Genomic DNA, 16,584 nt, shown 5'->3' with positions numbered 1-16,584 from the left:
AATATTATGATCTTTTTTTTTGAATTTCATAATATTGAACCTCATTATTTTTAACCTGATCTTTCCTACGCTAGGCCTCCAATGCCTGCTTCAGGTCGGCAATAAGATCGTCGATATCCTCAATACCCACACTAAGTCGGATTAATGAATCAACCACTCCGGTTTTCTCACGTACCTCCTTCGGAATACTGGCATGAGTCATACTCGCGGGGTGGCCCGCCAAAGACTCAACCCCTCCAAGGGACTCTGCAAGCGTAAACACTTTGAGATTCTCAACTGTTTTTATCGCTTTCTCGTAATTATTCCCTTTGGTAGTGAAAGAAATCATACCACCAAAATCACGCATTTGCCTTTTAGCAATATCGTGGTTAGGGTGTGTTTCAAAACCAGGCCAATACACATTTTCAACCTGAGGATGCTGTGCCAAATATTCAGCAATCGCCTTTCCGTTCTCGCAATGGCGTTGCATGCGCACGTGCAGTGTTTTGATTCCGCGTAGTACCAAAAAACTGTCTTGAGGTCCACAAATAGCTCCGCTGGCATTTTGTATGAAGTACAGCTTGTCGGCTAAGGCTTTATCTTTTACAACCAAAGCACCCATAACCACATCGCTGTGACCACCCAGGTATTTGGTCGCCGAATGCATCACAATATCAGCTCCCAGATCCAAAGGGTTTTGTAAATAAGGTGTGGCAAAAGTGTTATCAACACCAAGCATGACCTTGTGTTTTTTAGCAATCTTAGCCACCCCTTCAATATCAATAATATTCATCATGGGATTGGTTGGTGTTTCTACCCAGATCAATTTGGTTTTAGCGGTAATAAAGTTTTCGATATTGGAAGCATCTTCCATGTCGATAAAATGAAATATAATCCCAAAGTCTTCAAAGATCTTGGTAAATAAACGGAAGGATCCACCATACAGGTCGTTAATAGAAACCACTTCATCACCGGGTTTTAAGAGCTTTATCACGGCATCTATAGCGGCCAATCCGGAGGCAAAGGCCAAGCCATGGCGACCATTCTCGATACTCGCTAGAGCATTTTCAAGAGCCGTTCTGGTGGGGTTTCCACTGCGGGAATATTCAAATCCCTGATGACCTCCGGGTGTACTTTGCGCATAGGTTGATGTTTGATAAATGGGTGGCATCACGGCGCCATAGGCCTTATCGTGTTCCTGACCACCATGTATAGTTTTGGTGTTAAATTTCATAGTTTTAGTTTAGTTTTTTACGGCACGTATTTGCGACAGAATATATCCCAAATGCAGACCTTCATGAAACAGTGAAAACTGCACGGCATCATCAATCGAGGTTAAAGTATTTCCGGTTGTTGATACCGTGTAAGGCTTAAAGTTCTTAAAAATACCCTTGTTATAATCGGTTTCTAGTGTATCAATCGTGGTTCCAAAAAGCGTTTTTATCTCATCAACCTCAGCCTGCGTAACATCGCCTTCCGGTTTTGTGCCTTTTCGGTATTTACTCACCAGATCTTCACTTATTTTTAAGGGCTGTCCTGAAAGTCCATAGCATAGCATTTGCGTTGTAACGAGCGCATGACCAATATTCCAAATCATGTTGTTATTATAGCCATCAGGGATCTTATTTAAGGTTTCCAAAGAGCAATTTTCGAGGTATTGTAAGTAATACGGGCGGATGTTCTTAAAAACATCAAAAGTGAAAGTCATAGGTCAATTTTTTTTAGTGAATTATCCTTTTAAAGCTGAAAATTAATGGTATTTTGGGTCAAATAAAAACGAAAATGAAAAAAGTATACTATTTAAAAACCTGCAACACCTGTACTCGGATCATAAATGAATTAAAACTGAATTCAGACTTTGTCTTTCAGGATATTAAAAGTGAAGCGATTACGGTTAAGCAATTGGAAGCGATGAAAGCTTTGGCCGGCAGCTATGAAGCACTATTTAGCAAGCGCGCTAAATTGTATAAAGAAATGGATTTAAAAAATCAGGATTTAAGTGAGCGTGATTACAAGCAGTATATTTTGGAACATTATACGTTTTTAAGTCGGCCGGTCATTATTATTGACGATGCCATTTTTATTGGCAGTGCTAAAAAAACGGTGGAGGCGGTTAAAGAAAAGGTTTAATAGTATGATGATAATTTTGAAATCTCATAGAAAAATCTAAATTACAACTAGGGGTTCTACCCTTTGTTATTAAAAATTTTAAAAGTAAAATATGAAATTAAGCGAAATAGATAAAGTTGAATTACTGTATCTACAGATTGAAGACTATTTAGAAATTAAAGATGTTATGCAATCGGCTTATTCGTCGATGCCTGATGCCTATTGGAAAGAGGAGCATATTACCAGTTTACTAAACAGATTTCCGGAAGGTCAGGTTGTAATAAAAGTCAATGGTGAGGTAGCAGGTTGTGCTTTATCTATCATTGTAGATTACAACAAGTTTGATGATAACCATAACTATCGTGATATAACAGCTAATTACACCTTCAACTCTCATAATAATGATGGTGATATTTTATACGGCATAGATGTGTTTATCAAGCCTGAATACAGAGGATTACGACTAGGAAGAAGACTTTACGATTACAGAAAAGAACTTTGTGAAAAGAAGAACCTGCGCGGGATTGCTTTTGGTGGACGAATTCCTAATTATCATAAATATTCGGAAACATTAAGCCCGAAGGAATATATAGAAAAGGTAAAGCGAAAGGAGATCGATGATCCTGTTCTGAACTTTCAAATGTCTAATGATTTTCATCCCACTAGAATTTTAAAAGCCTATTTAGAAGGTGACACATTCTCCAGAGAATTTGCTGTTTTAATGGAGTGGGATAATATTTACTACGAAAAACCTGCGAAGAAAGCCGCCATAAAAAAGAAGGTGGTACGCCTCGGATTGATCCAGTGGCAAATGCGGCCTTATCAGGATATTGATTCTTTAATTCAGCAGGCGGAATATTTCATTGATGCCGTTTCCGGTTACCGATCAGATTTTGCCCTTTTTCCTGAGTTTTTCAATGCACCTCTCATGGCGAAGAACAATCATTTGGGCGAAGCTGAAGCCATAAGAGAGCTGGCGAAACATACGAAGGAAATTGTTCAGAAATTTTCAAATTTTTCCATTTCATACAATATCAATATTGTGGCCGGAAGTATGCCTGAGATATTGAATGGTAAACTCTATAATGTCGGCTATCTGTGTAAGAGAGATGGAACCGTAGAACGTTACGAAAAACTACATGTAACCCCGGATGAGGCAAAAGTTTGGGGATTGCAAGGAGGTAACCAATTAAAGGTTTTTGACACCGATTGTGGAAAAATAGGCATCCTTATTTGCTATGATTCTGAGTTCCCGGAATTAAGTAGACTCCTTGCAGATCAGGGTATGGACATCCTCTTTGTGCCCTTTTTAACAGATACGCAAAATGGATATTCACGGGTAAGAAATTGTGCGCAGGCCAGAGCCATTGAAAACGAATGCTATGTTGCCATTGCCGGAAGTGTGGGCAATTTACCAAACGTACATAACATGGATATCCAATATGCGCAATCCATGGTTTTCACCCCTTGTGATTTTGGTTTTCCAACAAATGGGATAAAAGCGGAAGCGACACCGAACACAGAGATGATTTTGATAGCCGATTTGGATATTGATCTGCTTAGAGAATTACACCAATTTGGTAGTGTTCGAAATTTAAAGGATAGACGAAAAGACCTATTTGAATTAAAAAAGCGCTAGCCTACTTTTAATCAATAGAAATTAAATAACTCTAAAAACATTTCTCTCCATTTTAGGAAATACAGTTCATGGTGTTGCCTTAGGTCAATACTTTATGGTTCTTCTTATATTTCAAAATAAGGAAATCACTTTTTTTTCATATCTTCAAATCACTTAACAATCAATACATTATGAAAAGAAAGGATTTTTTATTAGGTGCGCTACCTGCCATTGTCGGCCTAGGTTCTCTTTCGTTTTTACCAAAATTACCAGATCGAATTGATGAGGACTTATTAGCAGAAGTAGAACTCCTTAGAGAAATGGATAATGATTCATTTGGATGGATCTGGAGTATATTAAAGGGCATAACAAAAGAAGAGCTCGATTGGAAAATTAATACAGAAGCTAATTCCATTCGGTGGATCATTGGTCACCTGATCTGGTTTGAAGAATGGGCTTGCGATGCCATAGAAGAGACAGGCTTATACCTTATAAAAGAACAACCTTCAACGTCGTTTCAGGCTAACAGTCTTGAAGCCATGAAAAAGCGATTTACTAAAGCGCGTGAGAAGTATGATGGCTTAGTTAAACAGCTAACAGCAGAACAAATAAAAAGGCCATCACAATACCTCTACAATGACCACGACAAAAAGAAAGCCGATGTAGACCTAAGGACGATTTTGACCATCCATTGTACACACTTTTATGGTCATTTATATCAGATCAGAATGATCAGAGGTACATATAGTAGGGTAAATCAAACAAACAAAGCCGCCTTCGATAAGTGGTAAAGCATATATAAAATGTTGTAAATTCTAATTTTGATCCACCACATGAATATTGAATTAATTATAAATGCTATTGCGAGTATCGGGGTTATCTTATCTGTTGTGTTTCTTGCCTATCAAATAAAGAAAAACACACAGGCTTCACGAGCAAACTATTATGATTCTCTGAATAAAACCAACATGGAGTTTCTTCGGCAATTAGTTGAAAACAGGGAATTAGGAGCATTGATTGAAAAAGCAACCTCCAATTGGGATCACTTAAATGAAGATGACAAGAGAACTTCTAATTATTTATTTATCCAGCTTTTCAGGCATTGGGAAAATATGTTCTACCAGCATAAATTGTCTGTCTTGGATAAACAACTTTGGGAAAACCACATGAATACCATGATCGGATATTTTCATCACGATGGAACTCAAGAATGGTGGCTTCATCGTAAAATGGCGTTTGCAAAAGATTTTAGAGAGTTCCTCGAAAAAACAGAAAAACCAAAACAAATCTATCCTACAATCAAAGATTTAACAAATTAAGATACAACTTGAAATGAATGGACAGCTACATTCAAGAAAGTTATAGATGATTGGCTGATAACAAGTATTACCTCAACTGATTTAGAAAATAGAATAGAAGAGAAATAAATTAACAGACATGAAAGGAAGCTTTTTAGCTCTGTTCTTATTCGTGTGTTGTGAAGAAAATAAATTGAAAACAAATGAATGAAAAAACATTATTAGAGTGAGTTCAAATACTCAATAATTAAAAAAAGGGGGAAGTTGAAAACCGCTATATGCAGGCTAATATTGAAATTAATACACGTGAATTTATTCTATTAAAAGATTACAGTTTTTATTTCATAAATTAGACTCCCAATCCAGAAAACAGGAATTAAACACCCTGCTTCAAAAATCAATTGTACATGAAAAAAATTCTTGGATTACTATGCCTCTTCAGCTTGTGTTTTACTTGCAAAAATACCTCAACACCTCCGGATTCTATTGCTATTAGCGAGCTCACTATATCAGGAATTCATAAAGCCTACAGCAATTATGAATATACTAGCGAGCTATTGGTTCAAGCTTATCTGGAGCGTATTAAAAAATATGATTCAACTATAAATGCGATTACCTACATCAATCCTGACGCTTTAGCTTTAGCCAAATCTTTGGATGAAGAATATGAAAAAACAGGAGAACTCAGGCCTTTACACGGCATCCCGGTAATCGTCAAAGATAATATCAATGTTGTGGGTATGCCCACTACAGCTGGTTCTCTGGCATTACAAAATTATTATCCGGATCATGACGCCTTCATTATTGAAAAACTTAAAAATGCAGGCGCCATAATCCTGGCCAAATCCAATATGGCTGAGTGGGCCTTCTCGCCTATGCATTCGGAAAGTTCAACGCATGGCACGACTAGAAACCCGTACAATACTAACTATGTTCCCGCAGGATCAAGTGGCGGTACAGGTGCTTCGGTATCCAGTAATTTTGGAACGGTAGGACTTGGAACTGATACGGGAAATTCGATAAGAGGACCTTCATCGCACTGCAGTCTTGTTGGTTTTAGAACAACTTTAGGCCTTATAAGTCGAAGTGGTATTGTGCCACTATTTTTAAGAAATGATGTGGTAGGTCCCATGTGTCGTACTGTTGAAGATGCTACCCGGTTGATGCAAGTAATGGCCGGATACGACGTTTCAGACCCTATCACGGAATATGCTCAAGGAAAAACAGTTCCTGATTACCAAAAGTATTTGCTTAAAAATGGGCTGGAAGGAGCACGAATTGGGGTTCTTCGGGAATTAATTGGCGATGAGGCTGATCCTGAAATAAAGACGCTTTTTGAAAAGGCCATAGTTGATCTGGATTCCCTTGGTGCCAATATTATAGACCCTGTGGTCGTTCCGGATTTTGAAGCCTTGAGTGAAGATCAATGGTGTGCCACATTCCGAAAGGACCTAGAAAGTTTTCTGAAAGATTTTGTGAAGTCAGATTCTCTTCAAACCATAAACGATATTATTCGTATCGAGACCAAATCTGAATTTTCGAAAGAGCGGTTGGAGGCCTATGCAAGTTTGAAAGGCCGGTGGGGTAAAGATTCCGCTGATTGCCTGGACGCTTATACCGACACACGACGAATAGCCTTCAGGGAGGCCATTAGAAATGTTATGGATTCTCTAAAACTGGATGCTATTGTTTATCCGTCGTGGCAAAACCGCCCGGCAACTATTATTAATTTTGAGGAAGAATACAAGGGGGATAATAACCAAATTATTAGTCCACATACAGGACAACCGGCATTCACAGTGCCTATGGGCCACATCAGTGGAAATTTACCAGGCGGTCTTCAATTTCTTGGGCGAATGTACGATGAAGCTACACTGGTGAAATTATGCTATGCCTATGAACAAGGCACCAAAAACCGAAAACCACCACTTTTGAAATAATCTTAAAAAAATGATGAAAAAACACATTTTTATAATTGCCTTTATTATCCTGAACCATTTTGTATTAAGGGCACAGGATGTTTATGAACGACAAGAGTCGGCCAACGTTCAAAGCTATATTTTTAGCCTTGGGCTGAATGATGAAACCAATGCTATAAAAGGTGAGGCAGTTATTACAGTTGAATTTACAGATCAGGCAAAACATTTTACTTTAGATCTCATTAAAAAATCCGGCCTATATGGCATGAGCATAAGCGGTATTTTTGAAGAAGGCAATGCCCTTGACTTCAGCTTTTCAGATAATAAAATTACTATCCCCTTAACAGCTAACAATAATAAAACAAGAACTTTTAAAATACAATATGAAGGTATTGCAGAAAAAGGGTTGGTGATAGGTAAAACGAAATTTGGCCAACGGTCCTTTTTTGGTGATAACTGGCCAAATCTGGCCAGACATTGGTTGCCTTGCGTGGATCATCCTTACGATAAAGCAGCTGTTACATTTAAAGTTACCGCACCGGAACATTACGATGTAGTAGCCACTGGTAAAAAGACCGAAGAAAGTCATTTAGGAAATGGTTTCAAACTTTGGGTTTACGAAGAACCGGCTCCCGTTGCCACAAAAGTGGTTACAATCGGGGTTACAAAATTTGCTACAAAATTACTTGGCATGGTTGATCATATTCCGGTGACGGCTTGGGTATATCCTGAAAACCGATCGGAAGGATTTTCAGACTATTCCGTTTCGGCAAATGCCCTGAATTATTTTGTAAAAAATATAGGCCCTTTCCCTTTTGCAAAATTGGCCAATGTACAAGCGAGTACCCAGTGGGGAGGCCTCGAAAATGCCGGAACCATTACATATCCTGAGAACTCTGTAACTGGGAATAACACTTATGAGCGTACTATAGCTCATGAAATTGCACATCAGTGGTTTGGCGATTCGGCCACTGAGAATAGCTGGAATGAGGTTTGGCTAAGCGAAGGTTTTGCTACCTATTTTGCCGTTCTGTATCAGGAAGCTGTTTATGGTAACGAAAAACGTAAAGTGGAACTCAAAATAGACCGCAAAGAGATCATCGAATATTACAAAGAAAATCCTTCACCAATAGTCGATAACACTATTAAAGACCCCATGAAAGTTTTAAGTGTCAACACCTATCAAAAAGGCAGTTGGGTACTTAATATGTTGCGGCATAAACTGGGTAATGCTGTTTTTTGGGAGGGAATTCGATATTACTACAAGAAAAATCGGGACCAGAATGTCACTACATCGGATTTCCGTGAAGCTATGGAGATCGTTTCAGGTCAAGATCTTAAGGAATTTTTTAAACAATGGATCTTCACCAAAGGGTACCCGGAACTCCAATGGAACTGGAATTACGGCCAGGGAAAATTGAAATTAAATGTGAAACAAGTTCAAAAACACCATATTTTTAGCTTTCCACTAGAAGTTGCCTTTGTTCATGGTAACCAAATAAAAATAGAGACTTTTAATTTAGATTCTGGATCAAAAACCTTTGAGGCGAAAATGGATTCGAAACCGGATGCCCTAATTCTAGACCCGGAGGTCTGGTTGTTGTATGAGGATAAAAATTAAATGAACTATTTCTTTCAAAAATAGATATTAAACGTCTATCTTATATCGGTTTCTTAGTGTCGGGCATAATAAATATACGCTTCATTTTATAAGTGGCATAAACCTTGCTACTCCTTTAAAAAAACAAATTCATTATGAAATATTTTATTACCATTTTAAGTCTTTTTTTTGTGTTGAATTGTCAAAGCCAGGCGGCGGCACACGATTCAAAGGTCACTTATAAAACCATTACCCTTCGATCTACAGGCGAGGTAGAAACACTTCCGGACATAGCAACCTTTAATATCAATTTAAGTTGTTTGGATAAATCCATTGAAAAAGCAAAGAATTGTTTAGTAGACAAGTCTAATGACCTTATGAAAACCCTGCGAAGTTTTGGCGTGGATAAGGATGATATTTTAACGACTTCGGTGAATTTGGATAAAAGCTATACTTGGGAGAAGAACACCCGTGTGTTCGAAGGTTATAAAAGTTCTACCTCTGTTTTTGTTACGGTAAAGAATCTGGATAAGCTCGATGTTATTTATACCGCTTTGCTGAGTAATGAAAATCTTGATTTAAGTGGCTTGAGTTACTCCCATTCGAAATTGGATGACTTAAAAAATGACGCTTATGTAGATGCTTTAAATAAGGCCAATATTCTGGTCGATCGTTTACTGGAAAACCTACCGGAATCCAACAAAGAAATTTTAAAAATTGGCAATGTTGAAATTTCGGCCAGTCTTCCTGAAAATCAAACAAAAATGGCTGTAGAAAGTGATCGTGCAGCCCTCATGAGCAATAACACTCCTATTGCGATAAGCAAAGGCACCGTTAAAGTACAGGCAACACTTTATATAGTGTATCAGATAAAATAAACGCATTAATATGGCAACTTTCGCAGGAACTTATCTGTGTAAAAATACTATCTTTAGGTTTTAACTTGGGCCCTTTGCCCAAAAGCTTAAAGCCAACCAGCAAAATGAAAGTTGCCGTATTTAACACCAAATCCTACGATCAGGAATATTTTGAAAATTATAACGAAGATTATCACTTCGATTTTACCTTTTTAGAAACTGCATTACACGAAAAAACAGCCAAGATCACCAGTGGATTTGATGCGGTTTGTGTTTTTGTAAATGACATTGTGGACAAAGAAACCATCAGAATTCTAGCTGAAAATGGTGTGAAATTAATTGCTTTACGCTGTGCAGGTTATAACAACGTTGATCTGGAAGCGGCACAGGAAAACAACATCAAAGTGGTACGTGTGCCGGCCTATTCCCCGGAAGCCGTTGCAGAACATGCTATGGCTCTTATTTTAACCCTAAACCGAAAAACTCATAAAGCGTATAACCGTGTTCGAGAAGGTAATTTTTCTTTAAAAAACCTGATCGGGTTCAACATTCACGGTAAAACTATTGGCGTTATTGGTACAGGACAGATTGGTGCTGCTTTTTGTCGCGTCGTCCAAGGCTTTGGCTGCCATATAATAGCCTTTGATATTAATGAGAACAAAGCATTAAATGATCTGGGTGTTAACTATGTGAGCTTGGACGAGCTGTTCGAAACATCGGATATTATTTCCTTACATTGCCCGTTGAATCAACACACCAAACACATTATAAACGAAGTGTCCATTGCCAAAATGAAGGATGGTGTTATGATAATCAATACGAGTCGCGGTGCTTTAATTGACGCGAATGGCGTTATTGATGGAATTATTAATAAAAAGATTGGATATTTAGGTATTGATGTTTATGAACAGGAAGAAAATCTATTTTTCGAGGATCATTCAGAACATATTATTAAGGATGAAACAATCCTAAGACTCCTGGCGTTTCCTAATGTTTTGATTACATCCCACCAGGCTTTTTTTACCAAAGAGGCCATGGATAAGATCACGACGACAACCTTAGAAAACATTAAAAGTTATGTTGATGGAACAACATTAACAAATGAGGTGAAGGCTTAATATAGCTTTAGTCTTTACTTAGGCTTTAATTTTGTTAGTTGTTTTTACTATATTGTAAGGAAATCACACATGTTTTAATGTTACCAAATCACCTTATGCAGCCATTGAAAATAGTTATTGATTATTTTCTTTTCCTTTTTATTTTATTGATAAGCCCAATACTAATTTCCCTTGAATAAGAAATTACTAATTAAAATGGAGAGATGAAAAATCTTATAGCGACATTAATCTTTTTATGCCTATCCCATGTGGCGACTGCAAAAAATTTACCAACAATCAAAATCAAGGATAGTCTACAATACTATAAAAATTTAGTAAACCATCCGAAATCTCCACTTGATCTCTCTAAAGCCTTTAAGTTCTATAATGAAAAGCAAAAGATTAGCAGAGCTAATAAGGATACCTTAACCACCATTAACGATCTTCGACAAATAGCCATAATCCAATTAAGATTTGGAGATTATTACGGCAGTGAAACCACAGCATTACAAGTACTACGCTATTTAGATGCCATGCCACCAGGAGATCTTACACAGCAAACTAAAATTGGTATTTACAAGGATTTGGGAGTAATCTGTAAAGATAGATTGGATTATGAGCTTGCGTTAAAATATTTTGAAAAAGGACTAGCCTTGGCAACATCTCCAGAGCTTAAGAATGATATTAAAAATAATATGGCGCAGGTTTACATTGAACAATCCAAATTTGAACAATCAGAAACCTTACTCGCCGAGGTATATAATACCAGTAAACAATTAGGTGACTCTATTCAAATTGCTCGGGCATTAGACAATCTGGGTTTTGTAGAAGGAAAACTTAACCGGGAGCATGCCTTGTACCATTTGAATGAGGCCTTAAATTTCAACCTTAAACAAAACGACAAGCTAGGAGTCTATACCAGCTACAAGCACCTCTCGCAATATTATAAAGACCGCAAAGATTTTGAACAAGCTGAGGCTTTTGCCCAAGAAGCTTATCATATCTCTAAAGAAATCCTAAGTGCATCCTATGAGGAAGATGCCCTAGCTAACCTCATCTCAATCCGTCCCAATACCATAGAATATCAATACAAAATATTGAAAGATAGCATAGAAATGGCGAAGCAGTTGGCTGAGAATAAATATGCTTCCATCAAATTTGACTATTTGAACCAGGAACAGATCGCTAATGAAATCCAAATTCAAATTGAAAAGGAACGTTTAACAGACATATTATTTCAAACTATGGGCCTCATTATTTTCATAATTGCCATCTTGATTATTACCATGTTACACTCTAAAAATCAGAGGGATAAACTACGCGAAATTTATCTTACCGAAACAAGAATTTCTAAAAAAATACACGATGAAGTAGCCAACGACGTATACAATGTTATGACCCAGTTAGAGCGCGACACAGAAAATAGAGATCAGGTACTCGATGCTTTAGAAGATATTTACAGCAGAACACGTGATATTTCCAAAGAGAACAGTTCCATCGACCTTAATGAAAAATTTGAGGAGGTTTTAAGAGATTTGTTGAGGCGTTACCATTCAAACAGCCTCACGGTAATTACACGAACCATATCTAAAATCGATTGGGAAGAATTGGAATCGATTAAAAAAATCACCTTATATCGCATACTTCAAGAATTAATGGTAAATATGAAAAAGCACAGTAATGCGACTATTGTAGCCATCACCTTTAAATTTTCAGGTAATAAACTAACATTAAATTATTCTGATAATGGTGTTGGTTGCCATTTAAAAAAATATTCAGGTCTCCAAAATGTGGAAAACCGTATTGTATCACTGAAAGGAACCGCTAATTTTGTTTCAAGACCTGGTCATGGTTTTAAAGCCGAAATATCGATTTAAATATGTTTAATAAAGTATTGGTGGTAGACGATCACGATGCAATAAATGCCGGTGTGATGAATGTTTTACAAACTCTCGGTATTCAAATCGTTGAAACTGCACAGTATTGCGATGAGGCTTTTTTAAAAATAAAACGAGCAGCTTTAGACAAGGTTCCTTATGATTTATTAATCTCAGATCTATCATTTAAAATAGAGTATCACAACCGGAAATTACTTTCCGGCGAAGATCTCGTAAAAGCCGTTCGACCTGATTACCCAAATCTGCCGATTATTATATATTCGATGGAAGACCGGCTTCAAAAGGTACGCGCCCTGATTAAAACTCAGGGTGTTAATGCCTATGTATGCAAGGGACGAAAAGGCTCGGCACATCTAACAAAGGCTCTGGAAGTTATTTCCAAAGGTAAAATCTTTCTGTCTCCACAAGTAGAGCAAGCCTTGAATTCTGAGATAGAACTTGAAATAAATGACTACGACTTGACGCTTATTAAACAATTATCCATTGGACTCTCACAAAGTGAAATTAGTAATTATTTGCAAGAGAACAATATGTCACCAAATAGCCTAAGTGCCATTGAAAAACGCTTGAATCGACTCAAAGATCAATTTCAAGCTAATAACGCGACTCATTTGGTGACTATTATCAAAGATTTGGGGCTTCTTTAAGCCTAAATATTAAATTACATTATTTTATTACGGAAATCCGTAACATTTTACAATCTTTTACTACTAATATTGTATTGCTATTAATAATTTCCTTAGGGAGAGTTGAAAAGGCGCGTCTTGTAATAAGGCGCGCTTTTCTTTTTAAATAAGCTTTCCTTAGAGAAAAATAACTTGCAAGTTATAAAAGGTCATGGCAAAAAGGCTGACAACCACTACTTTATATAACAATTTAATTAGATCCCAAATAAAAAACCCTCGATTTCTCAAGGGTTTCGATTTGGTATGGTTTCAGAGATTACCAGTTTTCAATTTCTTCCAAAATTTCTTTCTTTTTCTTTCCTGTCTTCTCTTCAATAGTACCTAACATTTCATCAAACTTTCCTTCCGCATAGGTTAAATCGTTATCAGTAATATTGGCATATTTCTGTTTAAATTTTCCTTTTACTTGTTTCCACTTTCCTTCTAATTGTTCTTTGTTCATATCTTTAATATCCATATCTTTTTTGTTTTTTAATTATTAATTCATTATTAATATACCTGTTATCTACGGACAACAATGCCGTAAACGATGAAAATATTGACGTTATTCCTATTTGGAAATAGGTAATGCCTTTATTTTTAGGGTAAATTTTGTTTTTTTAAGCCTTTCAGGCCAAATTTTTAAGATCAATTATTATGACTGACACATTTAATTTTGAAAGCACCATTGGGAAACTTTGGGATAAGTTAAACGGGTGGGTAGATGCCATTATCCTGAAACTCCCTAATTTAATATTGGCTATACTCATTATGGTTCTTTTCCTATTCATTGCTAAAGGAATAAAGAAATTTCTTTACAGATTTTTATTGAGCCGTGTTAGTCAAAAATCGATTCAGGATATGATCTCCAAGATCGTATATGTTAGTATAATTTTACTGGGCTTTTTTATTGCTTTGGGTGTACTAAACCTCAACAAAGTACTTACCAGTATTTTGGCTGGAGCGGGAGTTGTCGGTTTGGCCGTAGGTCTCGCGCTCCAGGGCACGTTAAGCAATACCTTCGGAGGTGTGGTATTATCATTTATGCCAAACATACGCATCAATGATTTTATTGAAACCAGTGATACCAGTGGTTTTGTTTCAGAAATTAGTCTTCGGAATATTGTATTGAAAAAACCCGATAATAATTTTGTAATTATTCCGAATTCGAAATTCATTGAGAATAGATTCACAAATTATTCCTTAAGCGACCGAAGTCGGATAACGGTTGCTTGCGGTGTAGGCTACGAAAGTGATCTTCAACAGGTAGAAAATATTGTCACCAACATTATTTCTGAGAACTTCAAACAAAATAATGGCGAAAAAGTTGAATTTTACTTTACCGAATTTGGTGACAGTTCGATAAATTTTATCACCAGATTTTCTGTAAATATGATTAGTAGTAAAGAGGAGTTAGAATCCAAGCATAAAGCTATCAAACTAATCAAATCCGAGTTCAACAAGGAAGGTATCAATATCCCATTCCCAATTCGAACCCTAGATTTTGGAAAAAACAACTTACGACTCGATTACGATAAAGAGGATTAGTAAAGCTTTAAATAAAGGATTCTCCTTTGGAGGTTGAAGACGTTGTGGGTTCTTCATGATTAAATCCTTTTTCAAGTCCTGCGGAGTCCACCTCAAAGAGCTTGAGAACCTCGGCACGGCTGGAAACAATCATGATATCTTCAGCATTAATAGCGATAGGATGGTGCAATATGGCCGGATTATTTTGAATCATTTTAATCCAGTCTTTTTCATCAAAGTCATGGTTTTGCTCATCAGTGACCGAATCTGCTTTAAAGATATTCTTAAAAGGCATATTTAGCTCATTAGAAATTTCTACCCAAGCGGTATCGCTAAGTTTCGTTTTTGAAATATCAATAGTTTCAATATGCTTGTTCATGGCTTGCACATAGCCTAACACTTTTTTCCCTAAAACGGATTCAGAGCTATATATGTAAGTGAGTTGCCTTTTATTTCGTGCTAATACTGACATTATTTTTTCTTTGTTTTTATTATTTTCTTTTTCTTGTTTTTTATTTGACATAAACTGTTTTTTTATTTACAAATTCCAAAATACCTTCCTTCGATAACTCTCTTCCAAAACCAGATGCTTTAGTCCCTCCGAAAGGTAATCTTGGGTCTGATTTTACTAATTCATTTATGAACAAGGCACCATCAGGAATTCGGGAAATCGTTTTTCTAACCTTATCAATATCCTCGGTAAAAACCATGGTTCCTAAGCCAAACTTAGTGTCGGTAGCTAGCGATATAGCTTCCTCAAAATCATTCACTTTAAATATCGGAGCCACTGGTCCAAAGGTTTCCTCTTTAAATACGGCCATATCGGTGGTGACCTTGGTTAAAATAGTTGGGGCATAGTATGCCTTATCCCGTTTTCCTCCCAGGATCACTTTGGCACCTTTTTGAACAGCATCCTGTACTTGTTTTTCAAGATCGTTTGCAAGATCTTCGCGAGCCAGTGTGGCTATTTCCGTAGCAGGATTCATTGGGTCTCCAAATTGTAGGTCCTTTACTCTCTTGGTGAATTTACCTAAGAATTCATCAAAAATTCCCTTGGTTACAATGAAGCGTTTGGCCGCAATGCAACTCTGCCCGGTGTTTTGCATTCGGGCGTTCACCATGGTGTCCAGATGAGTATCTAAATCGGCATCATCCAAAACAATACAGGCATTGTTCCCTCCAAGTTCCAGAACAGCCTTTTTGAGGCTCTCTCCGGCAACTTTAGCAATATGTCTTCCTGCCGTTTCACTTCCTGTTAAAGACACCGCTTTAACCTTATCATTCTTAATTAGATAATCTACCATTTCATGGTCGGTTAGCAAGGTTTGGAAACAAGCCGACGGATAACCGGCGTCTAGAAATAGCTTCTGAATGGCAAAAGCACAACCGCTGACATTAGAAGCGTGTTTTAGTAAGGCCGTATTCCCTGCAGTAAGCGTAGGTACCGCAAATCGGAACACTTGCCAAAACGGATAATTCCACGGCATTACCGCCAGAATAACTCCTAAAGGATCGTAACTGATAAAACTTTCCGAAGCATCGGTTTCGATAATGTCATCAGCTAAAAAATCTTCAGCATTAGTAGCATAAAAATCGCAGAGAAAAATGCATTTCTGGATCTCAGCTCGGCTTTGAGTAATTGGCTTTCCCATTTCCTGGGTCATCAGTTCACTCAAATATTCCATATGATGCTCAAGCGAGTGACTTAAATTTTGAAGTAAGCGCGTGCGTTCTTTTATCGGTTTTTCTTTCCACTGTTGAAAGGCCTCATGGGCTCCTTGAAGCTTCGATTCAACGCGTTCATGCGCATCCATTTCATATTTTTGTAATACTTTACTGTTATATGGATTAACGGATTGTATGGTATTCGGTAATAGGGTTGTATCAGACATAACTTTCAATTTTAACTAACTAAATTTACAGTTTTTAAGAATTTAATTTAACTGTATAGCTTTAATAATTGACGGTATCCATGATACAAACACCTTAAACAGTAATAATAAAACCAGTGCTTGGG

General features: G+C 37.1%; 16 protein-coding genes. 11 read left to right on the top strand and 5 right to left on the bottom strand.

What is annotated here, in order from left to right:
- Nucleotides 1-70 precede the first annotated feature (70 nt).
- Both V8G61_RS00640 and V8G61_RS00635 read right to left on the bottom strand, forming a co-directional pair.
- Nucleotides 71-1,213 carry a cystathionine gamma-synthase gene (locus tag V8G61_RS00640; protein ID WP_394873486.1) on the bottom strand — a complete coding sequence of 381 codons (1,143 nt, stop codon included), beginning with the start codon at nucleotides 1,211-1,213 and terminating at the stop codon, nucleotides 71-73.
- A gap of 9 nt (nucleotides 1,214-1,222) precedes the next feature.
- Nucleotides 1,223-1,687 carry a DinB family protein gene (locus V8G61_RS00635; protein WP_394873485.1) on the bottom strand — a complete coding sequence of 155 codons (465 nt, stop codon included), beginning with the start codon at nucleotides 1,685-1,687 and terminating at the stop codon, nucleotides 1,223-1,225.
- A gap of 74 nt (nucleotides 1,688-1,761) precedes the next feature.
- On the opposite strand from V8G61_RS00635, the gene V8G61_RS00630 reads away from it, so the two are divergent.
- The 10 genes from V8G61_RS00630 to V8G61_RS00585 all read left to right on the top strand — a co-directional run bounded on the left by V8G61_RS00630 (nucleotide 1,762) and on the right by V8G61_RS00585 (nucleotide 13,022).
- Nucleotides 1,762-2,109 carry an arsenate reductase family protein gene (locus tag V8G61_RS00630; protein ID WP_394873483.1) on the top strand — a complete coding sequence of 116 codons (348 nt, stop codon included), beginning with the start codon at nucleotides 1,762-1,764 and terminating at the stop codon, nucleotides 2,107-2,109.
- Nucleotides 2,110-2,200: 91 nt separating this feature from the next.
- A complete protein-coding gene (locus tag V8G61_RS00625) occupies nucleotides 2,201-3,727 on the top strand; it encodes a GNAT family N-acetyltransferase (RefSeq protein WP_394873482.1) in 1,527 nt (508 codons plus the stop codon).
- Nucleotides 3,728-3,897: 170 nt separating this feature from the next.
- The gene (locus V8G61_RS00620; protein WP_394873481.1) at nucleotides 3,898-4,497 is read left to right on the top strand and encodes a DinB family protein; all 600 of its coding nucleotides are present in this window, start codon (nucleotides 3,898-3,900) and stop codon (nucleotides 4,495-4,497) included.
- A gap of 42 nt (nucleotides 4,498-4,539) precedes the next feature.
- Nucleotides 4,540-5,025: a hypothetical protein gene (locus V8G61_RS00615; RefSeq protein ID WP_394873480.1), complete on the top strand. Its 486-nt coding sequence runs from the start codon at nucleotides 4,540-4,542 to the stop codon at nucleotides 5,023-5,025.
- A 386-nt stretch (nucleotides 5,026-5,411) separates the two neighbouring features.
- Nucleotides 5,412-6,944, top strand: a complete 1,533-nt coding sequence (locus V8G61_RS00610; RefSeq protein ID WP_394873479.1) for an amidase — start codon at nucleotides 5,412-5,414, stop codon at nucleotides 6,942-6,944.
- A gap of 10 nt (nucleotides 6,945-6,954) precedes the next feature.
- Complete coding sequence (locus V8G61_RS00605; protein WP_394873478.1) at nucleotides 6,955-8,544, top strand: M1 family metallopeptidase; 1,590 nt, start codon at nucleotides 6,955-6,957, stop codon at nucleotides 8,542-8,544.
- 134 nt (nucleotides 8,545-8,678) lie between these two features.
- Nucleotides 8,679-9,401, top strand: coding sequence for an SIMPL domain-containing protein (locus V8G61_RS00600; RefSeq protein WP_394873477.1), 723 nt, complete (start codon nucleotides 8,679-8,681; stop codon nucleotides 9,399-9,401).
- Between the two features lie 104 nt (nucleotides 9,402-9,505).
- Nucleotides 9,506-10,498 (top strand): 2-hydroxyacid dehydrogenase, encoded by a 993-nt coding sequence (locus tag V8G61_RS00595; protein WP_394873475.1) that lies wholly within the window; start codon nucleotides 9,506-9,508, stop codon nucleotides 10,496-10,498.
- Between the two features lie 203 nt (nucleotides 10,499-10,701).
- Nucleotides 10,702-12,354 carry a tetratricopeptide repeat protein gene (locus V8G61_RS00590; RefSeq protein ID WP_394873473.1) on the top strand — a complete coding sequence of 551 codons (1,653 nt, stop codon included), beginning with the start codon at nucleotides 10,702-10,704 and terminating at the stop codon, nucleotides 12,352-12,354.
- A 2-nt stretch (nucleotides 12,355-12,356) separates the two neighbouring features.
- A complete protein-coding gene (locus V8G61_RS00585; RefSeq protein WP_394873472.1) occupies nucleotides 12,357-13,022 on the top strand; it encodes a response regulator transcription factor in 666 nt (221 codons plus the stop codon).
- 295 nt (nucleotides 13,023-13,317) lie between these two features.
- On the opposite strand, the gene V8G61_RS00580 is transcribed toward V8G61_RS00585, so the two are convergent.
- A complete protein-coding gene (locus V8G61_RS00580) occupies nucleotides 13,318-13,503 on the bottom strand; it encodes a CsbD family protein (protein WP_394874476.1) in 186 nt (61 codons plus the stop codon).
- Nucleotides 13,504-13,697: 194 nt separating this feature from the next.
- Here V8G61_RS00580 and V8G61_RS00575 point away from each other — a divergent pair, with 194 nt between their 5' ends.
- The gene (locus tag V8G61_RS00575; protein WP_394873471.1) at nucleotides 13,698-14,588 is read left to right on the top strand and encodes a mechanosensitive ion channel family protein; all 891 of its coding nucleotides are present in this window, start codon (nucleotides 13,698-13,700) and stop codon (nucleotides 14,586-14,588) included.
- A gap of 7 nt (nucleotides 14,589-14,595) precedes the next feature.
- Here V8G61_RS00575 and V8G61_RS00570 read toward each other — a convergent pair whose 3' ends face one another.
- Both V8G61_RS00570 and V8G61_RS00565 read right to left on the bottom strand, forming a co-directional pair.
- The gene (locus tag V8G61_RS00570; protein ID WP_394873469.1) at nucleotides 14,596-15,090 is read right to left on the bottom strand and encodes an arsenate reductase family protein; all 495 of its coding nucleotides are present in this window, start codon (nucleotides 15,088-15,090) and stop codon (nucleotides 14,596-14,598) included.
- Nucleotides 15,080-16,459 (bottom strand): NAD-dependent succinate-semialdehyde dehydrogenase, encoded by a 1,380-nt coding sequence (locus V8G61_RS00565; RefSeq protein ID WP_394873467.1) that lies wholly within the window; start codon nucleotides 16,457-16,459, stop codon nucleotides 15,080-15,082. The genes V8G61_RS00570 and V8G61_RS00565 overlap by 11 nt, the downstream gene beginning before the upstream one ends.
- Between the last annotated feature and the right edge of the window lie 125 nt (nucleotides 16,460-16,584).

Origin of the sequence: Gaetbulibacter sp. M240 (assembly GCF_043876815.1) — a bacterium.
Lineage (GTDB): Bacteria > Bacteroidota > Bacteroidia > Flavobacteriales > Flavobacteriaceae > Gaetbulibacter_A.
The sequence above is the reverse complement of the archived record's forward strand: the minus strand, read 5'-3'. Positions and strand labels throughout refer to the sequence as shown.

Bases quoted from the DNA above. Each gene is read 5' to 3' on its own strand.
- V8G61_RS00640 (WP_394873486.1), bottom strand. From the start codon at position 1,213: ATGAAATTTAACACCAAAACTATACATGGTGGTCAGGAACACGATAAG.
- V8G61_RS00635 (WP_394873485.1), bottom strand. From the start codon at position 1,687: ATGACTTTCACTTTTGATGTTTTTAAGAACATCCGCCCGTATTACTTA.
- V8G61_RS00630 (WP_394873483.1), top strand. From the start codon at position 1,762: ATGAAAAAAGTATACTATTTAAAAACCTGCAACACCTGTACTCGGATC.
- V8G61_RS00625 (WP_394873482.1), top strand. From the start codon at position 2,201: ATGAAATTAAGCGAAATAGATAAAGTTGAATTACTGTATCTACAGATT.
- V8G61_RS00620 (WP_394873481.1), top strand. From the start codon at position 3,898: ATGAAAAGAAAGGATTTTTTATTAGGTGCGCTACCTGCCATTGTCGGC.
- V8G61_RS00615 (WP_394873480.1), top strand. From the start codon at position 4,540: ATGAATATTGAATTAATTATAAATGCTATTGCGAGTATCGGGGTTATC.
- V8G61_RS00610 (WP_394873479.1), top strand. From the start codon at position 5,412: ATGAAAAAAATTCTTGGATTACTATGCCTCTTCAGCTTGTGTTTTACT.
- V8G61_RS00605 (WP_394873478.1), top strand. From the start codon at position 6,955: ATGATGAAAAAACACATTTTTATAATTGCCTTTATTATCCTGAACCAT.
- V8G61_RS00600 (WP_394873477.1), top strand. From the start codon at position 8,679: ATGAAATATTTTATTACCATTTTAAGTCTTTTTTTTGTGTTGAATTGT.
- V8G61_RS00595 (WP_394873475.1), top strand. From the start codon at position 9,506: ATGAAAGTTGCCGTATTTAACACCAAATCCTACGATCAGGAATATTTT.
- V8G61_RS00590 (WP_394873473.1), top strand. From the start codon at position 10,702: ATGAAAAATCTTATAGCGACATTAATCTTTTTATGCCTATCCCATGTG.
- V8G61_RS00585 (WP_394873472.1), top strand. From the start codon at position 12,357: ATGTTTAATAAAGTATTGGTGGTAGACGATCACGATGCAATAAATGCC.
- V8G61_RS00580 (WP_394874476.1), bottom strand. From the start codon at position 13,503: ATGAACAAAGAACAATTAGAAGGAAAGTGGAAACAAGTAAAAGGAAAA.
- V8G61_RS00575 (WP_394873471.1), top strand. From the start codon at position 13,698: ATGACTGACACATTTAATTTTGAAAGCACCATTGGGAAACTTTGGGAT.
- V8G61_RS00570 (WP_394873469.1), bottom strand. From the start codon at position 15,090: ATGTCAAATAAAAAACAAGAAAAAGAAAATAATAAAAACAAAGAAAAA.
- V8G61_RS00565 (WP_394873467.1), bottom strand. From the start codon at position 16,459: ATGTCTGATACAACCCTATTACCGAATACCATACAATCCGTTAATCCA.